Annotated in this window: 14 protein-coding genes and 1 tRNA gene; 9 read left to right on the top strand and 6 right to left on the bottom strand. The window is 48.0% G+C overall.

What is annotated here, in order from left to right; translation table 11 throughout:
- Positions 1-504 (top strand): outer membrane beta-barrel family protein (locus NW212_RS10235; RefSeq protein ID WP_258338544.1); only part of this gene is annotated, 504 nt, incomplete at its 5' end.
- 3 nt (positions 505-507) lie between these two features.
- Positions 508-858, top strand: coding sequence for a hypothetical protein (locus tag NW212_RS10230; protein WP_258338543.1), 351 nt, complete (start codon positions 508-510; stop codon positions 856-858).
- On the opposite strand, the gene NW212_RS10225 is transcribed toward NW212_RS10230, so the two are convergent.
- Complete coding sequence (locus NW212_RS10225) at positions 799-1563, bottom strand: response regulator transcription factor (RefSeq protein WP_258338542.1); 765 nt, start codon at positions 1561-1563, stop codon at positions 799-801. The genes NW212_RS10230 and NW212_RS10225 overlap by 60 nt on opposite strands.
- 74 nt (positions 1564-1637) lie before the next feature.
- Entirely contained in the window at positions 1638-3041 is a 1404-nt protein-coding gene (locus tag NW212_RS10220; protein ID WP_258338541.1) for a mobilization protein, read from the bottom strand.
- A gap of 219 nt (positions 3042-3260) precedes the next feature.
- Between NW212_RS10220 and NW212_RS10215 the strand changes: the two genes are divergently transcribed.
- Both NW212_RS10215 and NW212_RS10210 read left to right on the top strand, forming a co-directional pair.
- A complete protein-coding gene (locus NW212_RS10215; RefSeq protein WP_258338540.1) occupies positions 3261-3863 on the top strand; it encodes a transposase in 603 nt (200 codons plus the stop codon).
- Between the two features lie 191 nt (positions 3864-4054).
- Positions 4055-4141, top strand: a tRNA-Ser gene (locus tag NW212_RS10210).
- A gap of 206 nt (positions 4142-4347) precedes the next feature.
- Here the strand turns inward: NW212_RS10210 and NW212_RS10205 are convergent.
- Positions 4348-5094 (bottom strand): DUF5036 family protein, encoded by a 747-nt coding sequence (locus NW212_RS10205; RefSeq protein WP_258338539.1) that lies wholly within the window; start codon positions 5092-5094, stop codon positions 4348-4350.
- A 363-nt stretch (positions 5095-5457) separates the two neighbouring features.
- Complete coding sequence (locus tag NW212_RS10200) at positions 5458-6027, bottom strand: YqiA/YcfP family alpha/beta fold hydrolase (protein WP_258338538.1); 570 nt, start codon at positions 6025-6027, stop codon at positions 5458-5460.
- 295 nt (positions 6028-6322) lie between these two features.
- On the opposite strand from NW212_RS10200, the gene NW212_RS10195 reads away from it, so the two are divergent.
- Together NW212_RS10195 and NW212_RS10190 are read left to right on the top strand one after the other, a co-directional pair.
- Complete coding sequence (locus tag NW212_RS10195; RefSeq protein WP_258338537.1) at positions 6323-7201, top strand: helix-turn-helix domain-containing protein; 879 nt, start codon at positions 6323-6325, stop codon at positions 7199-7201.
- A 61-nt stretch (positions 7202-7262) separates the two neighbouring features.
- Entirely contained in the window at positions 7263-9311 is a 2049-nt protein-coding gene (locus NW212_RS10190) for a TonB-dependent receptor (RefSeq protein ID WP_258338536.1), read from the top strand.
- A gap of 267 nt (positions 9312-9578) precedes the next feature.
- On the opposite strand, the gene NW212_RS10185 is transcribed toward NW212_RS10190, so the two are convergent.
- Both NW212_RS10185 and NW212_RS10180 read right to left on the bottom strand, forming a co-directional pair.
- Entirely contained in the window at positions 9579-10268 is a 690-nt protein-coding gene (locus NW212_RS10185; protein ID WP_258338535.1) for an SIMPL domain-containing protein, read from the bottom strand.
- A gap of 7 nt (positions 10269-10275) precedes the next feature.
- Positions 10276-10845, bottom strand: coding sequence for an immunoglobulin-like domain-containing protein (locus NW212_RS10180; protein WP_258338534.1), 570 nt, complete (start codon positions 10843-10845; stop codon positions 10276-10278).
- A 362-nt stretch (positions 10846-11207) separates the two neighbouring features.
- On the opposite strand from NW212_RS10180, the gene NW212_RS10175 reads away from it, so the two are divergent.
- From NW212_RS10175 to NW212_RS10165, 3 genes are read left to right on the top strand one after another with little or no spacing between them, the layout of a single operon-like run.
- Positions 11208-13127, top strand: coding sequence for a glycoside hydrolase family 97 protein (locus NW212_RS10175; RefSeq protein ID WP_258338550.1), 1920 nt, complete (start codon positions 11208-11210; stop codon positions 13125-13127).
- Positions 13127-14797 (top strand): glycoside hydrolase 43 family protein, encoded by a 1671-nt coding sequence (locus NW212_RS10170; RefSeq protein ID WP_258338549.1) that lies wholly within the window; start codon positions 13127-13129, stop codon positions 14795-14797. The genes NW212_RS10175 and NW212_RS10170 overlap by 1 nt, the downstream gene beginning before the upstream one ends.
- A gap of 22 nt (positions 14798-14819) precedes the next feature.
- Positions 14820-16040 (top strand): glycoside hydrolase family 88 protein, encoded by a 1221-nt coding sequence (locus NW212_RS10165; protein WP_258338548.1) that lies wholly within the window; start codon positions 14820-14822, stop codon positions 16038-16040.
- Positions 16041-16108: the final 68 nt, after the last annotated feature.

Below are 16108 nucleotides of genomic sequence, written 5' to 3'. Positions count from 1 at the left end.
AATGTTCCTAAGGTGGACAAGCTGAATGCCACCTTGTCAGCATCGCCGACAATAGGTATATGGTCACCGCAGTTCACAGCCATGTACAGCCAGCAATGGTTTGTGATGGATACACCGGACGGTCCCAGAAACCTTAATAATCCTATCGGATTTTTCCAATGGAACAATACATTCAGTTTACCTAAGGATTTTCAGTTGAATATAGATTTGGAGACTTCCACACGAGGAGAAGACAGCAGCTACCGTATAATTGAACCCGGTAGTTCGGTCAACATTTCTTTATATAAAGGATTTTTGAACGGAAAACTGGCTGTTCAACTGCAAGCCAACGACATCTTCAATACTTCATCCTCAGACATACTGATGTACAGCGGTAATCGAATTACAATACTTCAGCCGGAATCACGCCGCAGTTTCGGTATGACGGTACGATACAAATTCAATACAGCCAAGAGCAAGTATAAAGGAACAGGAGCTGGAGACAGCCAGAAAAACCGTATGTAAATTATGACAGCATCAATATCTTATATAAATCTCTCATGGGCAGTTGTGGGCATCATCGATAAGGATGTCCACAACTGCCTTCAATCCATGAAGCGTTCCAACGAACCGATAGAAGTTACCATTGAAAGATATGTTGTCGGTTATCTGGCATTTTGGCATATTGCTTATATTGACAAAGAAAAGATGAACAGATGTGACGATGAGAAAATAATCGAACTTGGACGAAAAAAAATTGAGGAATACGCCATCTCACATCCACCTGTAGCTACTTTACCGAAGTTCTATATCGTCTTCCTAAATCAGTCTCAGATTGGCTGCGATACCCACGGCCTCAGTGATGTTTTCTGCGTGTAGTTTCTCAAATAGTTTCTTCTTGTGAAACTTGACGGTATTGGCATCAATAAAGAGAGTTTCTCCAATTTCCGTGTTCGACAGTCCTTTGACGGAGAGTTGGAGAATCTCTTTTTCACGGTCGGAAAGAATCAGTTCAGGCTGTTTTCTCCATCGTCTTCCCTCGAACGAGTAGAAATACCTGTCAGTACATGTATGGTCTGAAATAATTACATCTCCGATAGTTTTCTCCGGTGACAGTGAAACTGTACATAAAGCCAGCCATATATCACCCTTGTCACTCAGCAAGACAGGTGTCAGTTTGTGGTGGATAAGGTGCGAGTGCTTCTCTGAAGTGCGGATATGAAAGTTATACTCGATAGACAAGTCAAGTCTTTTTTCTACCGGCTGGTCATAGTAAAACCGGAATCCGGCTTCGTTGATTTCCATAAGACGGTTTATCTCGTCAGACGGAACGACATCAAAATAAAAGGCATAACCTTTCTGTTGCACATCTTCCGGTGAATGACCGCAGAGGAAAAGCGGGTTGGACGATACGTAAAGGAAGTTCTTGCGGTTATAGTCTATGATATACAAACTGTGATTTGTGTTACGTGCCAGAGCGTTGGCCATGGCAATACATACATCGGTTTTTGAATAATCACTGTCTGGTATTTGTAGGTCTGTATTTATAGGCTGGAAGAAATTGTTTATAATATTCTGTTGCATAATTGATTTTCTGATTCCCTTCGCAAAATTATAAAAAGTACAGACTATAATAAAAATGGTCTGTACTTTTTCACTTATATTCTGAATCCTCTACTTTTTCTTGGCTCCTCTTCTGACTGTCGCAAACCTCGTCTTAACTTTTTCCATTGTTCCTTGAACCATTCGCCTATTGGCTGCTTGTTTATTGTCAGTACCAATTTATTTTCATTAACCGAACTTTTCTCAATTCTGAAAATGTCGTTTTTGATGTCAAACTTACGTCTATGTTCTTCGGAATAAATTTTGCCACTACATTGTATGGCTTCTTTCTTTGTCAAGAGGCTTTCTATCATGTCTTTGGTGAAGCCGATGGCAGCGCACAATTTTTCCATTCTCAGCATCTCTTTAAGCATCGGAAACCACTTGAATGACTTTTCAAGCAAGGTGTTAAGCTGGGATATTTCCCTGTCTTTGACTTCAAGCTCTTGATTGTGTATTCCTTGAAGATTGCGTATATGTTTTCCGTGCTGTTCTTGCATTTGTTGTATCTTGGCTTTTAATTCATCAATGCCTTTATCACGCTCGGCAATTTCATGACGCAATTTTTCATTGACTTGTTCCAAATCTTTCAACTTTCCGCTGCCGAAAAGAGAACCGACACCGCTTGCTATGGCGGTGGCTGCATTGGTGGCTGTTTTCTTTAGCTTGTCAGTGCGTATTTCTGATTTCACCTGTTTCAGCTCCTGCTCAGCAAGATTTATCAGTTCTTCTTTGTGCCGTTTTGCAGCATCCATGCGTTGCAGTTCAGCTTTCTGTTTCTCAATGATGAAATCGTTCCGTTCCAAATGCTCCTTGCCTGTAACAGCTTTTGACTGTCCACGCTCCATCAGGAGAATGTCGGATGCCAAACTCTGCATTTCTGTCATATCCTCGTCATTGAGCTTTCGGCTCTTGCCTGTATCGTGGTTCATCCAGTCGAAAATGATATGGGCATGATAATTCGGCTTGAACCACTTTTCACCGACTTGGAAACTCTCCCTATCTCCGGATTCGGGTTGTCCACTAAGCCAGTGTCCCTCGTCCTTGTGCAGGAAGATTTGTAGCGGTGTGATACCCCAGCGTCTTTGGCACTCCTCACCAAACTTTCGTACATCTGCCAATGTGGTGTCCGGTCGGATGAGCAATACTCCCTCACGGATTGGTGAGCATCCAGCTACTTTTATAATCTTCCCATTCTTTCCCTTGCGTTCACGCTCCTTTTCTTGCATCGCTCGTCCGGTCTTTTCTTTGACCATCCGTTTGACGTTTTCATAGTGCACCTGCAGATCAGGACTGCCAAAGTTCGGGTTTATCCACTGCTCGTTATCGGCAGTAAGTTCGGGCACGATGTAGATTTGAGATTTGCCGATATTGCGCATATACTCGGCAGTTCTCCGGTTATGAGCCCCGCTTGATGTAACTCTGCAGGGCTTGATATGTATGCTTGACTTTGTTGCCATATTCTTAAATTTTGATTCGGATTGTTGATAAAATATTCTGTTGTCTGCTCATTGCCGCACAGGGTTCTTAGGGGTGTAACCCATAAGCGGAGATTGCAAAGAGAGGGTCACTCTTTGCTCGGGGTTCTCAGGGGAGAAACGCCCTGAGTGGGTCATTAGGGCAAAGCCCTAATCCCCTCGGGAGAGCCCACAACTACGTAAGCGAAGCGTGTAGTTATAGTGAGCTATAACCGGAAGCCTTTCGGTTTCTTGGATAGTGGTCTGGAAATATCCGAAACGACATATAAGGCGGACAGCTGGGACAAGCCAAGACGTATAGTAATGGTAAGACAGGAAATTGAAAAACGTCCGCAAGCTGCCGGCAAACGGGTCAGGCAACTGGAACTTTTCGAGGACGGGAACGATTTTGGCAGATACCGTTACAGTTGCTTTGTCACCAATCTCGGACTGCCCGCCAGGATTGTGTACGATTCGTATCGCGGAAGAGCGGATTCCGAAAACAGAATCAAGGAATTAAAGCATGACTTCTCCATTGATGACTTTGCTACGAACAACTTCTGGGCGACTGAAGCATGTGGGGGCTTTATTGTCATGGCATATAACTTCATGTCGCTGTTCCGTCATGCACTTATCAACTCCGACAAAAAGAAGTTCCTCAAAACTATCCGATACGAGTTAATCTCAACGCCGGCTTATTTGGGCAAAACAAAGGACAAGCATATCCTCTATATGGCAAGGTCTTTAAAAACAAGGCAGTCTTTCCTGTCCATCTGGGAGAAATTAAAGGACTTCTCATTGCCATACAACACTGGGAAATCCTAATGACCGATTTGGGTTTAAGGAAGAAGTTTGATATGAAGATTTGAGAAGATGGGATGTAGTTCGTTGGAAAATGGCTGGTTGTGTCAATTATTGGTAAAAAATTGTTTTCGGCATGAAAAAAAGTGCTCCAATACTTGACTGATTGAGAAAAATGCAGCATATTTGCACCGCTTTAATAAAAGCATGGAACTGGAGAGATGCCGGAGTGGTCGATCGGGCCGCACTCGAAATGCGGTGAACGGGTAACTGTTCCCAGGGTTCGAATCCCTGTTTCTCCGCTGATAATCTTTTAGAGATTAGCAAGTTATAGGAATTAAGCGTGAAAACTTGATTCCTATTTTTTTGTTCGGGAAGACGGATTTGTGGCGTTGTGGATCAACGTAAAAACCTGAGGGATTCTCCTCTTCTTGAATTGTATAGATGACAGAATAAAAAAATACGGAACTCATTTCTGAATCCCGTATTTTCCTTTTGCATAATTATTTTATTGTGCCGATTTGACAATGAAGCGGACGCGTGAAAAAACACTTTCGTGTCTGACAAAGGCTATGATTTCTGTTTTACCGCTGGCTCCGAATGCCGAACGTGAAGAAAAAGTGATTGTGTTGTCCTGTATGTCAATATCCATATACCTGCTGAGTTCCGAACCTTCAAAGTCAGAGATGTCATAATTGGAGTCAATTTTCACGCCGTTTGCAAACGAATAGGCAACAGACTCAACATATTCTTCATGCGTGACCGGTTTTAAGTCAACGTTGATGGCAGAATCCCATTCCGGAAGCTCTTTCTTGTCGGGATAACATTCAGCATACATAATCTTTGCTCCGGATATTTCGTTGTCGGCATTGTAAATCCACGAGTCTACAAATACATTGTAGAAATTCGTGTTTATCGGATAGGCGCGTTGTCCGGCAATGTTTTTTACATCGCTGGCGAGAACAATTTGGTAATAGTTGCCGGGAGTTACGGCTACCTCTTGTGCTATTTGTGTAAGATTGGGATTTTGGTTGAAGCCGCCTTTGCTGCCGAAATCAACGATGCCGCACTCATTGGTTGTAAAATTGTTCGCGTTGTTGATGTACACATCAGATCCTCCGATGGTTTTCTGCTGATCATTATTTACCAGATTGACCGTGATGGCATTGGCCGGAATTTGCGGTTCGTCGTCGTTGCTACAGGCTGAAATGAAGAGGGCAGCCATGAACAGGAATGTAGTTGCAAGTTTATTCATACTTTGTTTTGTTTCTCTGCCGGCTCTGCTGAGATGTTAGGGTTATATTGCAGAAGCGTGAGCCAGCTATGCCACCTCTTAAGTGAAGGTCGTAGGAAACCTTTGATGCAGATGTAACGATAGCAGCCCACGCTATATGCGGGAGAACCACTATGCTATCTCTTGCATCGGTCTGAAAATTTCCTACGTTTTCACTTACAAGATAAGCATAACGCTTCTTTTTCTTTTCTTTCTTATGTCTTTAGGCGGGTCGTCCCGCAGCTGACTGCAAAGGTAGCCAATTTCTGCGAGATATTTTTGTCATTACTATGATTTTCTTTGGCGCATTGTATCCTGCAAGCCTTTTGTTCTTGAATCAGTCTTTTACATTTGCCTGATCAGGGGGATGACGACCGTTTGGATGTTCTTTAAGTTCAGCCGGTGTTCGCCTTCGAACCATGCGGCGTTCCGATAATGCCTGATGTATTCGTTGTAGCCGTGCACAAGGGTATCGTAAGTGCCGAAAAGCGCATATGTGTTTTCCCTGTCAAAGTCGGTAATGTTTGTGAACTGGTTCGCTTCTGTTTCCCGGTACGCTTCACACAGTTCCGGTGTGATGGTGTACGTGGTTTCTCCGTCCTGCCGCGGAGAAAGGAACGGGTGCGGTCCTGGCTGGGTGCGCATGATGTCGGAAACGTGGAAGGCCGGATTGACCAGTATTTTCTTGAATCCCCTGATTTGCTGTGCGAACATTCCTCCCATGGAAGTGCCTATCAGGATTTGAGGCTTCTCTGCTTCGCATACGCTATGCAGCAATGCCAGCGCTTCGTCGGGGTGTATGGGAAGATCGGGGGACAGGACATTGAAATCGGGAAGGTCTTCCCGCAGTTTTTGTGCGGTGGACGATGCTCCAGATGAGGACAGCCCATGGATGTACAATATTTTGTTTTTCATGTATCGGCGTTGTGTTTGAATGGTTTCTTGATTTTTCTGTAATTATACTCAATCTTTATAAGAAAATTGCGTGAAATCTGTTTTTTAACATTTGGCGGGGTGAGCCGGCGGAAGAAGCTGAAGTTCGATAAGCTGGTGTGCGGACATGGCTGCAAGTGGCCGAAAGCCGGATGAATCAGATGGACGGGGCGCATCCAGCCGTTTTTCTGGACGACTTGGAAAAGGAAATCGGCCGATTGAAAGTTTAGTGGAGAAAAATCCGTATATTCGCAGTGTTCAATAAAACCAACAGAATATGAATGGCAGGTTCTTATCAGCGGGAGTATTTATGGCCTTGATGCTTTCGTCATTGCTGGCTGGGCATCATGGATATTGTTGCGCCAAAGAGGCGATAGCGGCAGACCTGAATCAAGCATTGGTCCGCACACTGGAAGAAAAACGTGATAATTTTGTTTCTCAAGATACAATCAGGGCATATAGATGTCTTCGTGAAACGGCGAAGGGGAAAGTTCTGTTTGCCGTGGCTGACGAACGTTTCTGCAGAAACCTTATTGACGGACGGCTGAGAAAGAAAGCTTTTATAGCTTTTGATGCTGCAGACGGACATTGTCTGAACGGAATGCAGGAAGCAGGCGTCATTGCCGGCGACACCATGCTGGTCAGCGACAAGGCTACGGGCGACACCTTGGCTGTCAAAGGGTATGTCCGTCTTTCGGCTGCCTCCGTGTTCAGCCTGTCCGACCAGCGTCTGTCGTTTGCTCTTGCGCTGTCTGCCTTGGCATGGCTGCTCTGTTCGTGGGTTGTCCTGCACAGATGGAGAGCAGAAGTGTTGGCGGATTCGGCCGTCTATGGCGGAATCTATTATTCTTCTGAAGATTGCTGTTTCCGCGACGCTTGCCACATGCCTGTCCGCCTTACCCCGATGCAGCAGCGGCTTCTGCTGATGCTGTGGGAGGCTCCTTCGCACTCGCTTGCCAAAGAAGAGATATGTGCGGCCTTATGGCCTAAGAAAGAGGATGCCAGCGATACGCTCTACACGCTTGTGAAGCGTCTGAAGCCGGTGGTAGAAGGTTGCAGCGACCTGAGGATCGTGGCTTACAGGGGGCGGAGCTATTCGCTGGAAATCAAACAGCTGTCCGATTGTCAGGAAAATGTCAGGAAGATGTCGGTATAGTTTCTGACTTTCTGCGGAAGAAGGACGTACTTTTGCGCTGAATCATAAAAACAGAAGCGCAATGAAACGTACATGTATGCTTTATGTGCTGCTGGCATTGTCCGTTCATTTGCCGGCCCAGCACGTCGACCGTGAAATATCTCTTCAGGAAGTGGAGGTGAAAGCGGCAAGAGTCATCCGCAAGGCTGACCGCCAGACAATCTATCCTACGGAAGTGCAGAAAAACTCATCCTCGTCCGGTTACAGCATTCTTCAGAAGCTGGCTCTGCCGAACATCCGGGTGGATGAAACCTCGTGCAGCGTATCGGCCGTCGACGGGAGAGGGACCGTACAGTTGCGTATCAACGGAATCATCGTCGGGCGTGATGAAATGCTGGCTGCAGATCCTTCGTCTGTAATCCGGATCGACTTCATTGATAATCCCGGGGTGAGATACGGTGAAGGGATTGTGTATGTTATCGACATCCGCACCAGGCGTGATGATGAAGGCTATACGGCAGGAGTCAGTCTGACCAACGCCCTTACCTCTAAAATCGGCAATGATCTGGTTTATGGAAAATGGAACAGGAAGAAAAGTGAAGTTTCTCTTAGCTACAGCTTCGGATATAAGGACTTTAAGGGAAACCGCATGAGCGAAACGGCGGACTATCGCCTCAATGACGGCTCAACATATGCCATCCGGCGCAATGACATCGCTTCGCGCAGCCGGAGTTTCAGCAACGACTTGCAGTTGAAGTATAATCTTGCCGATTCTGCCGGTTATGTTTTCCAGGTTTCGCTGGATGCCCGGTTTTCGCATGTTCCGGACAACTTCAACCGCAAGCAGGTTGCAGACGGGGACGAGGCTTATATTGCCACCCAGTATAAAGATGATGCCAGCTTATCTCCGACGCTTGATCTGTATTTCTTCAAGCAGCTTTCCGCCCGCCAGTCCCTGACTCTGAGTGCTGTCGGAACGTATATATCCACTTCGTTTGAGAGCAGATACGATGAAGGCTCGCCCTATATATATAATGTAGACGGCAAGACGTGTTCGCTGACGGGTGAGGCTGTCTATGAAAACCGTTTCAAGCCTTTTTCTTTTACCGCCGGGGTGAACTGCATGCTGAAGTATACGGCCAATACATATTCGGGGGACGTCACGTCTTCAAATCCGATGCACAACCGCAAGGCATACGCTTTTGCGGAAATCAAGGGGACGGCCGGTCCTTTCAGCTACGTGGCGGGCTTGGGAGGGAGTTACCTCGATTATCGCCAGCAGGAGCATTCGTACCGCCTCTGGCTCTTCCGTCCGAAGGTTACCGTCGGCTACAGTCCTTTCCGGGAACTGCAGCTGAAGTATGATTTCCAGATCAGCGAGCATGTTTCGCAAGTGGCGATGATCAGCAATACGGCTGTCCGGAACAACAGCATGGAGTGGACATTGGGGAATCCGGATATCCGTCCGAACAGTGAGCAGGAGCATACTTTTCAGGTGTCTTACACCCGCCCGCGGTTTCAGTCGTTTGTCCAGGCATATGGGAAAATCTGCCGCCGCCCGAACATGGCTACCTACATTCCCACGAGCGACAATCAGTTTGTCTATACGCAGATCAACCAGAAAGAAATCGACGTGCTCCATCTGATGCTTTATGCCAACTGCTGGGTTGTTCCTGAGAAATTGTCGCTGGGTGCTTCGGGCACGATGTTCAGGTGCTTTAATTTCGGCAACGACTATACGCATTGCCGCACGTTTTATATGGGAAGCGCCAATATGCAGGCGTATTGGGGAAAGTTCTCCTTTTCGGCTGCCTTTGACAGCGGCTGGCGTTTTATGGAGGGCGAAACCGAAAGCTTCAATGGTTCGTTTGCCCAGTTTTCTGCCTCGTATCGCCATAAGGATCTGAATGTTTCTGTCAGTTGGCAGCAGCCTTTCGCCGGCCTCAACAGGCAGTTCCTGTCGGATGTGTACAACCGCTATGTGCGCAAAACCACCATGCTTCATTGTCCGGACCTGGGCAATCTGGTCAGCGTCAGCATTTCCTGGCGGATCTCGAAAGGGCGGAAATTTCGGGAAATAAAGCGGGGAATACAGCCGAAAGTCGATACGGATGCGGGCATTCTGCGCTGACAGGCCGGATGCAAGAGTAAACAAATAAAGCGGACGAAAGGAAGGGTCATTTTTCTTTCGTCCGCTTTGTTTTTAGAAACTGTTTTGAATTTCTCCAAAAAGTTTTTCTTGGCTTGATGTGTTCGTTTTCGTGTGTGCTTTGGGCTATTTTTTGGCCTTTTCCGCTTCTGTTCTTCGTCAGATAGCCCGCTATCTTCCTCATCACACAAACGGAAATGCCTCAAAAACTCATCCCAAATCAGCACACGATAAATTCAAAACAGTTTCTTAATCAGTGATTTCAAAACGCACCTGCATGGAATAGTTCTTCTTGATGGTGCGGAAGTTGTCGAATGAGGCGGCATCGGATGACAAGACATTGCTTTGCGCAAACGGAAAAGCATTGCCGCTCTCTTGTTCCACGATGCGTATGACACCGCCCAACCTTTTACCCAATGCCTCCACCAAATAGACTGCCTTCTTTTGGGCGGCTTTCAATGCTTCGATCTTTCCCTTTTGGTGGTAGGCAAGCATATCTTTGTTTTCCAGTTCGCCTATGCGCATGTTGTGGACACCTTTTGTATCAATGCGGCTGACGATTTCGTTTATCTGGTTAAAGTCGGTGAGGGTGATGTCGAGTTGCTTGGAAACTAAAAAGTCCTGCCCTTGCTGCCGCCAATAGTCGCCTACTTCCTGTGTCCGTATGGCATTTTGCGGGATGCCTGTTTCGGCAAGCACTTTTCTCAGTCCTTGTTCTATCTTTGGTAAAGGCACTTTGGTGCGGTATTCTTCGGGTTTCGATTTCCCGTCAAATTCTTCCTCGAAGTATTCACGGATTTCAATCAGATAATGAATCTTGTCTGGCACGATTTCTATTTCTGATGTACCTGTCACTTCGATGTAACGCTCGTTGGTTTGCGCTTGCAGCGAAAAGGTTGCTAGCAGGCTGATAACTAATGCTAACGCTCTTGTTTTCATAAAAATACTATTTGATTTCAAATTCTGCATTCAATTCTATGCTCTTTCCTGCCAAGCCGAAGGATTTGTTCATCCGGTATTTTCCTTTCGGCAAATGATAGTATTTCCCCACAGGAAAACGGAAACAATGCAACAACATGCCTTTATGCATAACAAATTCGTCGTCAGGCCATATCATGCAGGAAACTTTCATATTCGGGGAAACCCATTTCTCTCCATTCCAAATGTCTATATCCCAATACCTCCCGAATGATAGTTGTGCGTTCGTTGGATTTGATACAAATAGATTGACGGCATGCACATTTTCCCCATATACAGAATGTTCCGCCCACATGGAAACAGGCTTGTTTTTGTATTCGTCTGGCAAGTCTTCGGCATACCAGAGGCAGCACTCCGGTATGTCGTAGACAATGGCATCTTTGTCCGGCAATGTATCTTGACTGCCTGTTTGGATGTTTGTAACCGTATCGTTTCCGCCGGTTATGGCCGGTCCTTCCGGTTGGGATTGTTGCCGCTTGTGGGTGCAACTCAGGCAAACGACGCTTGATAACAGTACAGACAAAATGAGCGATTTCATTGTATAAGCCCTCCTTTCTATCTAATGGTATCAAAGATAGCGAAAAGAAATAACTTAAGCAATTATCGGGAGGTGTGCCGAAATATAAATCAACTTTGTCATTGGCAGCAAAGCGGATGTCTCGGAAGAATCTGTATCCTCAGTCTGGAGATGTATGTCTTCAGGTTGAGGACAGACTTTTCTTCGGGAAGCTTCTGCCCTGTTTTTCCGTGCGTTTTGTCCGGTTGCAGAACGCGAAATAGGGCTTTGCATCGGAAAAAGATTGGATTTGCGCGAAAATATTGCCGTTCGGATTAGGTAAGTTGGACGGATGATTCGTATTTTCATAAAAAACGAAAGATTTTATGAAAGGTCTGTCTGTTATGTTAGCCTTGGCGGCTTTAGGTACATCATGTTTTGCTTCTGTGCCGGTGGAGTTGGATCTGACATCGCCCGGAGGCATGCATCATGTGAAGTTTTATGGAAAGAAATCCGATTCGGGGGCAAATGTGCTGTGTTATCGGGTGGATTTTAACGGAAAGCAGGTGGTGGAAGAGTCGCAGGCCGGCCTGCAGTTGGACAATAGGGTGTGGGAGATGGCTTTGGGAATGAGAAGCTTGCCTCAGCCGGAATTGTGGATGGACAGGATGGAGATTGATTCGGTGTCTTACACCAGGCACGATGCTGAATGGAAGCCGCTTTACGGAGAACGGAGCAGGGTGCGCGACCATTACAATGGGGGCACGCTGTATCTCTCCAGAAAAGACGGTTCGAACTACCGGCTGAATGTGGAGGTGCGTGCATACGATGAGGGCATAGGCTTCCGCTATTTCTTCCCTGAGCATCCGCAGGCTGTATTCCATAAGGTGACCGGGGATCTGACCGAATATACTTTCCCTGCCGGAACAATGGCGTGGGCGGAGCAGTGGGCGCAGGCGCATTTTGAATATCTGGATGTGAACGCGATAAAAAAGCCGGTAGAGCGGGCGCTTACGCTTGAACTTCCGAACGGAGTGTGGGCGGCACTTGCCGATGCGGACGTGGACGACTGGTGTCTGACCAAGTTTGTAGCTTCTTCTGACAAGCGGAACACGCTGGCTTCGGTCATGTACAGTCCGGTGGATGTGGTGACTTATTATGCCACTCCGTGGAAAGTGATCATGGCGGCAGACAGGCCGGGCGATCTGCTGGAGCATAACTTTATCATCGAAAACCTGAATCCGCCTTGCGAGATTGCTGACGCATCATGGATCAAACCGGGGAAGATCATGCGCGAAACGACCCTTACAAACGAAGGGGCATTCAGAACGATTGACTTTTGCGCGGAACACAACATTCCTTATATGCTGTTCGACTGGAAGTGGTATGAGCCTTGCACCTCGCACGACGGAGATGCCACAAAGGTGATTCCCCGGCTGGACATGCCCCGGATCGTTGCCTATGGAAAAGAGAAGGGAGTGGGCATCTGGCTGTATGTCAACCAGCACGCGCTCCAGAAGCAGATGCGCGAACTGTTTCCGCTGCTCCATCAGTGGGGGATAGTGGGAGTGAAGTCCGGTTTTGTGCAGTATGCCAGCCACCGCTGGGCGACATGGCTGCACGACATGGTGCGCTATGCTGCCGAGAACAAGCTGATGATGAATATACACGACGAGTTCCGTCCGTCCGGGTTCAGCCGCACTTATCCCAATCTGCTCACCCAGGAAGGCATATTGGGCAACGAAGAGTTTCCGGACGCTACCCACAGCACCATTCTTCCGTTTACCCGCATGATAAACGGTGCCGCCGACTATACCATCTGTTACTTCGACAAGCGTCTGAAGAATACGCATGCCCACCAGCTGGCGGCGTCGGTCGTGTTCTACAGCCCGCTGACAACCATCTTCTGGTATGACAAGCCGGAACTTTATCATGGCGAACCCGAAATGGAGTGGTTTGAGAATCTGCAGACCGTATTCGACGAATCGCACGTGGTGGACGGTGAGCCGGGAAAGAACGTGACGATGGCCAGACGGCATGGAAACGAGTGGTTTGTAGGAATGCTTGCCAACAACGAGGGATCGGAAGAGGAGTTGGACCTGTCATTCCTCGACAAGGACAAGACTTATTTGGCTTATGTCTATACTGACGGAGGAGAGGAAATAAAGACTGCTACGCAGGTAAAATGTTCTTATCTGCTGGTGAAAGCTGATGAAACCATGCGCTTTGCATTGAAACCGAGAGGCGGTGCTGCCCTACGCTTTGTGCCGGCGGATACGCAGACAGCCAAAAGATACAAGAAATATAAAGGTCAGACATTATGATGTGTAAAAAGATTGTGAAAGGATTGTTTTTGCTGGGCATTGCCGTGCTGTACGGTTCGCACGGGATACATGCCCAGTACAAGTCGGACGTTTGGGTTGCCGACTGCGGGGATGGTACGTATAAGAATCCGGTGCTTCATGCAGACTATTCCGATCCGGACGTATGTGCGGTTGGGGATGACTTCTTCATGACGGCATCCAGCTTTGGCTGTGCGCCCGGGCTTCCGATACTTCATTCGAAGGATCTGGTCAACTGGTCCATCGTGAACTATGCTTTGAAGAAAATAGAGCCGGCCGGCTTCTACAGCCAGCCTCAGCATGGCAAAGGGGTGTGGGCACCGTCCATCCGTTTCCATAACGGGGCTTATTACATTTATTGGGGAGATCCTGATTTCGGAATCTTTATGGTCAAGGCCAAAGACCCTTTCGGCAAGTGGGACGAGCCGGTGCTGGTGAAGGAAGGAAAGGGAATGATTGACCCGTGTCCGCTTTGGGACGATGACGGGAAGCTTTATCTGGCTCATGCGTGGGCCGGAAGCCGGGCCAAGTTCAATAGCGTGCTCACGGTCTTTGAACTGAATGCGGAGGGCACGGCTCCCATATCTGATCCGGTTATGGTGTTTGACGGTAACGACGGAGTGAACCATACGATAGAAGGTGCCAAGTTCTACAAGCGGAATGGTTATTATTACATTTTCGCTCCTGCCGGTGGAGTGGTGACCGGATGGCAAGTGGTGCTCCGCTCCAGGCACGTATACGGCCCTTATGAGGTTAAGACCGTGATGGCGCAAGGAGATACGGACATCAACGGTCCGCATCAGGGCGGATGGGTGGATGCTTCCGACGGAGAATCGTGGTTCCTGCACTTTCAGGACAAAGGGGCTTACGGGCGTGTGGTGCATCTGAATCCGATGAAATGGATCAATGACTGGCCCGTAATCGGCAATGATTCCGACGGGGACGGATGCGGAGAGCCGGTAAGCCGCTACCGCAAGCCTTTGGCCGGAAAGCGTTTCCCGGTAGAAACTCCGGCTGAAAGCGACGAGTTCAATTCGCGCAAGCTGGGACTTCAGTGGGAGTGGCACGCCAACTATCAGGACGTTTTCGGATTTACTTCTGATATGGGATACATGCGTCTGTACGGTCATATACTTTCGGCGGATTTCAAGAACTTCTGGGAAGTGCCCAACCTGCTCTTGCAGAAGTTTCCTGCGGAAGAGTTTGTTGCTACGGCAAAGCTGAAAGTGTCGGCCAAAGACGACGGACAGAAGTCGGGACTGATTGTGATGGGCTGGGATTACGCTTATCTGGGTGTGGAGAAGCTGGGCGAGAAGTTTGTGCTCGGACTGACTGCCTGTAAGGATGCCGAGCAGGGTTCGCCTGAAGAAACTGCTGTGCTGGCGGTGTTGGAGCCGAGCGCCAGATACGAAGCCGGCTTGCGTCCGAACTATGAACGTGAGATCTATCTTCGGGTGAAAGTGGAGAAAAACGCCTTGTGCCGTTTCAGCTACAGCCTTGACGGAAAGACGTTCACAGAAGCCGGAAAGGTCTTTCAGGCGCGCCAGGGGAAGTGGATTGGGGCGAAAGTCGGACTGTTTAGCGTGGCTCCCTGCGGAAAAGAGCGCGGCTGGCTGGATGCTGACTGGTTTCATGTAGAAAAAGCAGAATGAAATTAAAGTAAACAGAGATATGATGAAACTGAGTAATGTATTGTTTGGCATGGGGCTGGCTGCTTTGTCGGCATGTGCCGGAGGAAAAACTGCATCGTCGGCTGGAACAGTCGATGTGGATAAGGAGCTTGCATATTGCGATGCGCAGGTGTGCCGCGCGTTGGACAGTCTGCACTGCGGTGATACCATTGACTATACGATGGAGCCGAGAAACATTTATCCGGGGGAGAGCAAGTGGAACTGCCGCAAGGCGACTAAGGAAGAATGGACGGCCGGATTCTGGCCCGGCGTGCTGTGGTATGACTATGAAGCGACCGGAAATGATTCCATCCGCAGGGAAGCGGAGAGATTTACCGGATCGCTGAAGTTTCTTGCTTCTGCTCCGGCATACGACCACGATCTGGGATTCCTTGTATTTTGCAGTTACGGGAACGGGTATCGTCTGACTCAGAATCCGGAATACAAGGAGGTGATTCTTGCCGTTGCCGATTCGCTGGCCGCCCTGTTCAATCCGAAAGTGGGAACAATCCTGTCATGGCCTCGCAATGTGGAAGTTTATGGAGGGCACAATACCATCATGGATAATATGCTGAATCTGGAAATGCTTTTCTGGGCGGCACGCAACGGAGGGGACAAGAAGCTTTATGACATAGCCGTCTCCCACGCCGATAAGACCATGGAGAATCAGTTCCGTCCGGACTATACTTCCTATCATGTGGCCGTATACGATACGCTGAGCGGAAAATGCATCAGGCAGTGTACACATCAGGGATACGCTGACAGCACAATGTGGGCGCGAGGCCAAGCCTGGGCCATTTATGGATATACCATGGTGTATCGCGAAACGAAAGACCCGAAGTATCTGGACTTCGCGAAGAAGGTTACGGATGTTTATTTGGAACGCCTGCCCGAAGATTATGTGCCTTTCTGGGATTTTAGTGCTCCCGGCATTCCGGACGCCCCCAAAGATGCTTCTGCTGCCTGTGTCGTTGCTTCCGCCTTGGTTGAGCTTGCCGGCTATTGTGAGGGCGAGCTGCGGCAGAATTATATCGATGCGGCTGAAAGGATGCTGAAAAGCCTGAGCTCGGACAGCTACCAGTCGCGCGACAGAAATGTAGCTTTCCTCATGCATTCTACGGGGCATTGGCCTGCCAAGTCGGAAATAGATGCTTCAATCATTTATGCAGACTATTATTATATCGAGGCTTTGCTGAGGCTGAAAGCTTACCGCCAGTCACACTGATGGGCAAAAAAGGCGGCACTGGGTAAGTACCTGTTTTTCTTTCTTGAAATTCGGAGTATAAATAAAGG

Source organism: Bacteroides sp. ET225, from assembly GCF_024733745.1.
Taxonomy (GTDB): domain Bacteria; phylum Bacteroidota; class Bacteroidia; order Bacteroidales; family Bacteroidaceae; genus Phocaeicola; species Phocaeicola excrementipullorum.
This window is presented reverse-complemented; position numbering and strand designations above follow the sequence as displayed.

Excerpts from the sequence above, each read along its gene's own strand:
- NW212_RS10230 (WP_258338543.1), top strand. The coding sequence starts at position 508 with ATGACAGCATCAATATCTTATATAAATCTCTCATGGGCAGTTGTGGGC.
- NW212_RS10225 (WP_258338542.1), bottom strand. The coding sequence starts at position 1,563 with ATGCAACAGAATATTATAAACAATTTCTTCCAGCCTATAAATACAGAC.
- NW212_RS10220 (WP_258338541.1), bottom strand. The coding sequence starts at position 3,041 with ATGGCAACAAAGTCAAGCATACATATCAAGCCCTGCAGAGTTACATCA.
- NW212_RS10205 (WP_258338539.1), bottom strand. The coding sequence starts at position 5,094 with ATGAATAAACTTGCAACTACATTCCTGTTCATGGCTGCCCTCTTCATT.
- NW212_RS10200 (WP_258338538.1), bottom strand. The coding sequence starts at position 6,027 with ATGAAAAACAAAATATTGTACATCCATGGGCTGTCCTCATCTGGAGCA.
- NW212_RS10195 (WP_258338537.1), top strand. The coding sequence starts at position 6,323 with ATGAATGGCAGGTTCTTATCAGCGGGAGTATTTATGGCCTTGATGCTT.
- NW212_RS10190 (WP_258338536.1), top strand. The coding sequence starts at position 7,263 with ATGAAACGTACATGTATGCTTTATGTGCTGCTGGCATTGTCCGTTCAT.
- NW212_RS10185 (WP_258338535.1), bottom strand. The coding sequence starts at position 10,268 with ATGAAAACAAGAGCGTTAGCATTAGTTATCAGCCTGCTAGCAACCTTT.
- NW212_RS10180 (WP_258338534.1), bottom strand. The coding sequence starts at position 10,845 with ATGAAATCGCTCATTTTGTCTGTACTGTTATCAAGCGTCGTTTGCCTG.
- NW212_RS10175 (WP_258338550.1), top strand. The coding sequence starts at position 11,208 with ATGTTAGCCTTGGCGGCTTTAGGTACATCATGTTTTGCTTCTGTGCCG.
- NW212_RS10170 (WP_258338549.1), top strand. The coding sequence starts at position 13,127 with ATGTGTAAAAAGATTGTGAAAGGATTGTTTTTGCTGGGCATTGCCGTG.
- NW212_RS10165 (WP_258338548.1), top strand. The coding sequence starts at position 14,820 with ATGAAACTGAGTAATGTATTGTTTGGCATGGGGCTGGCTGCTTTGTCG.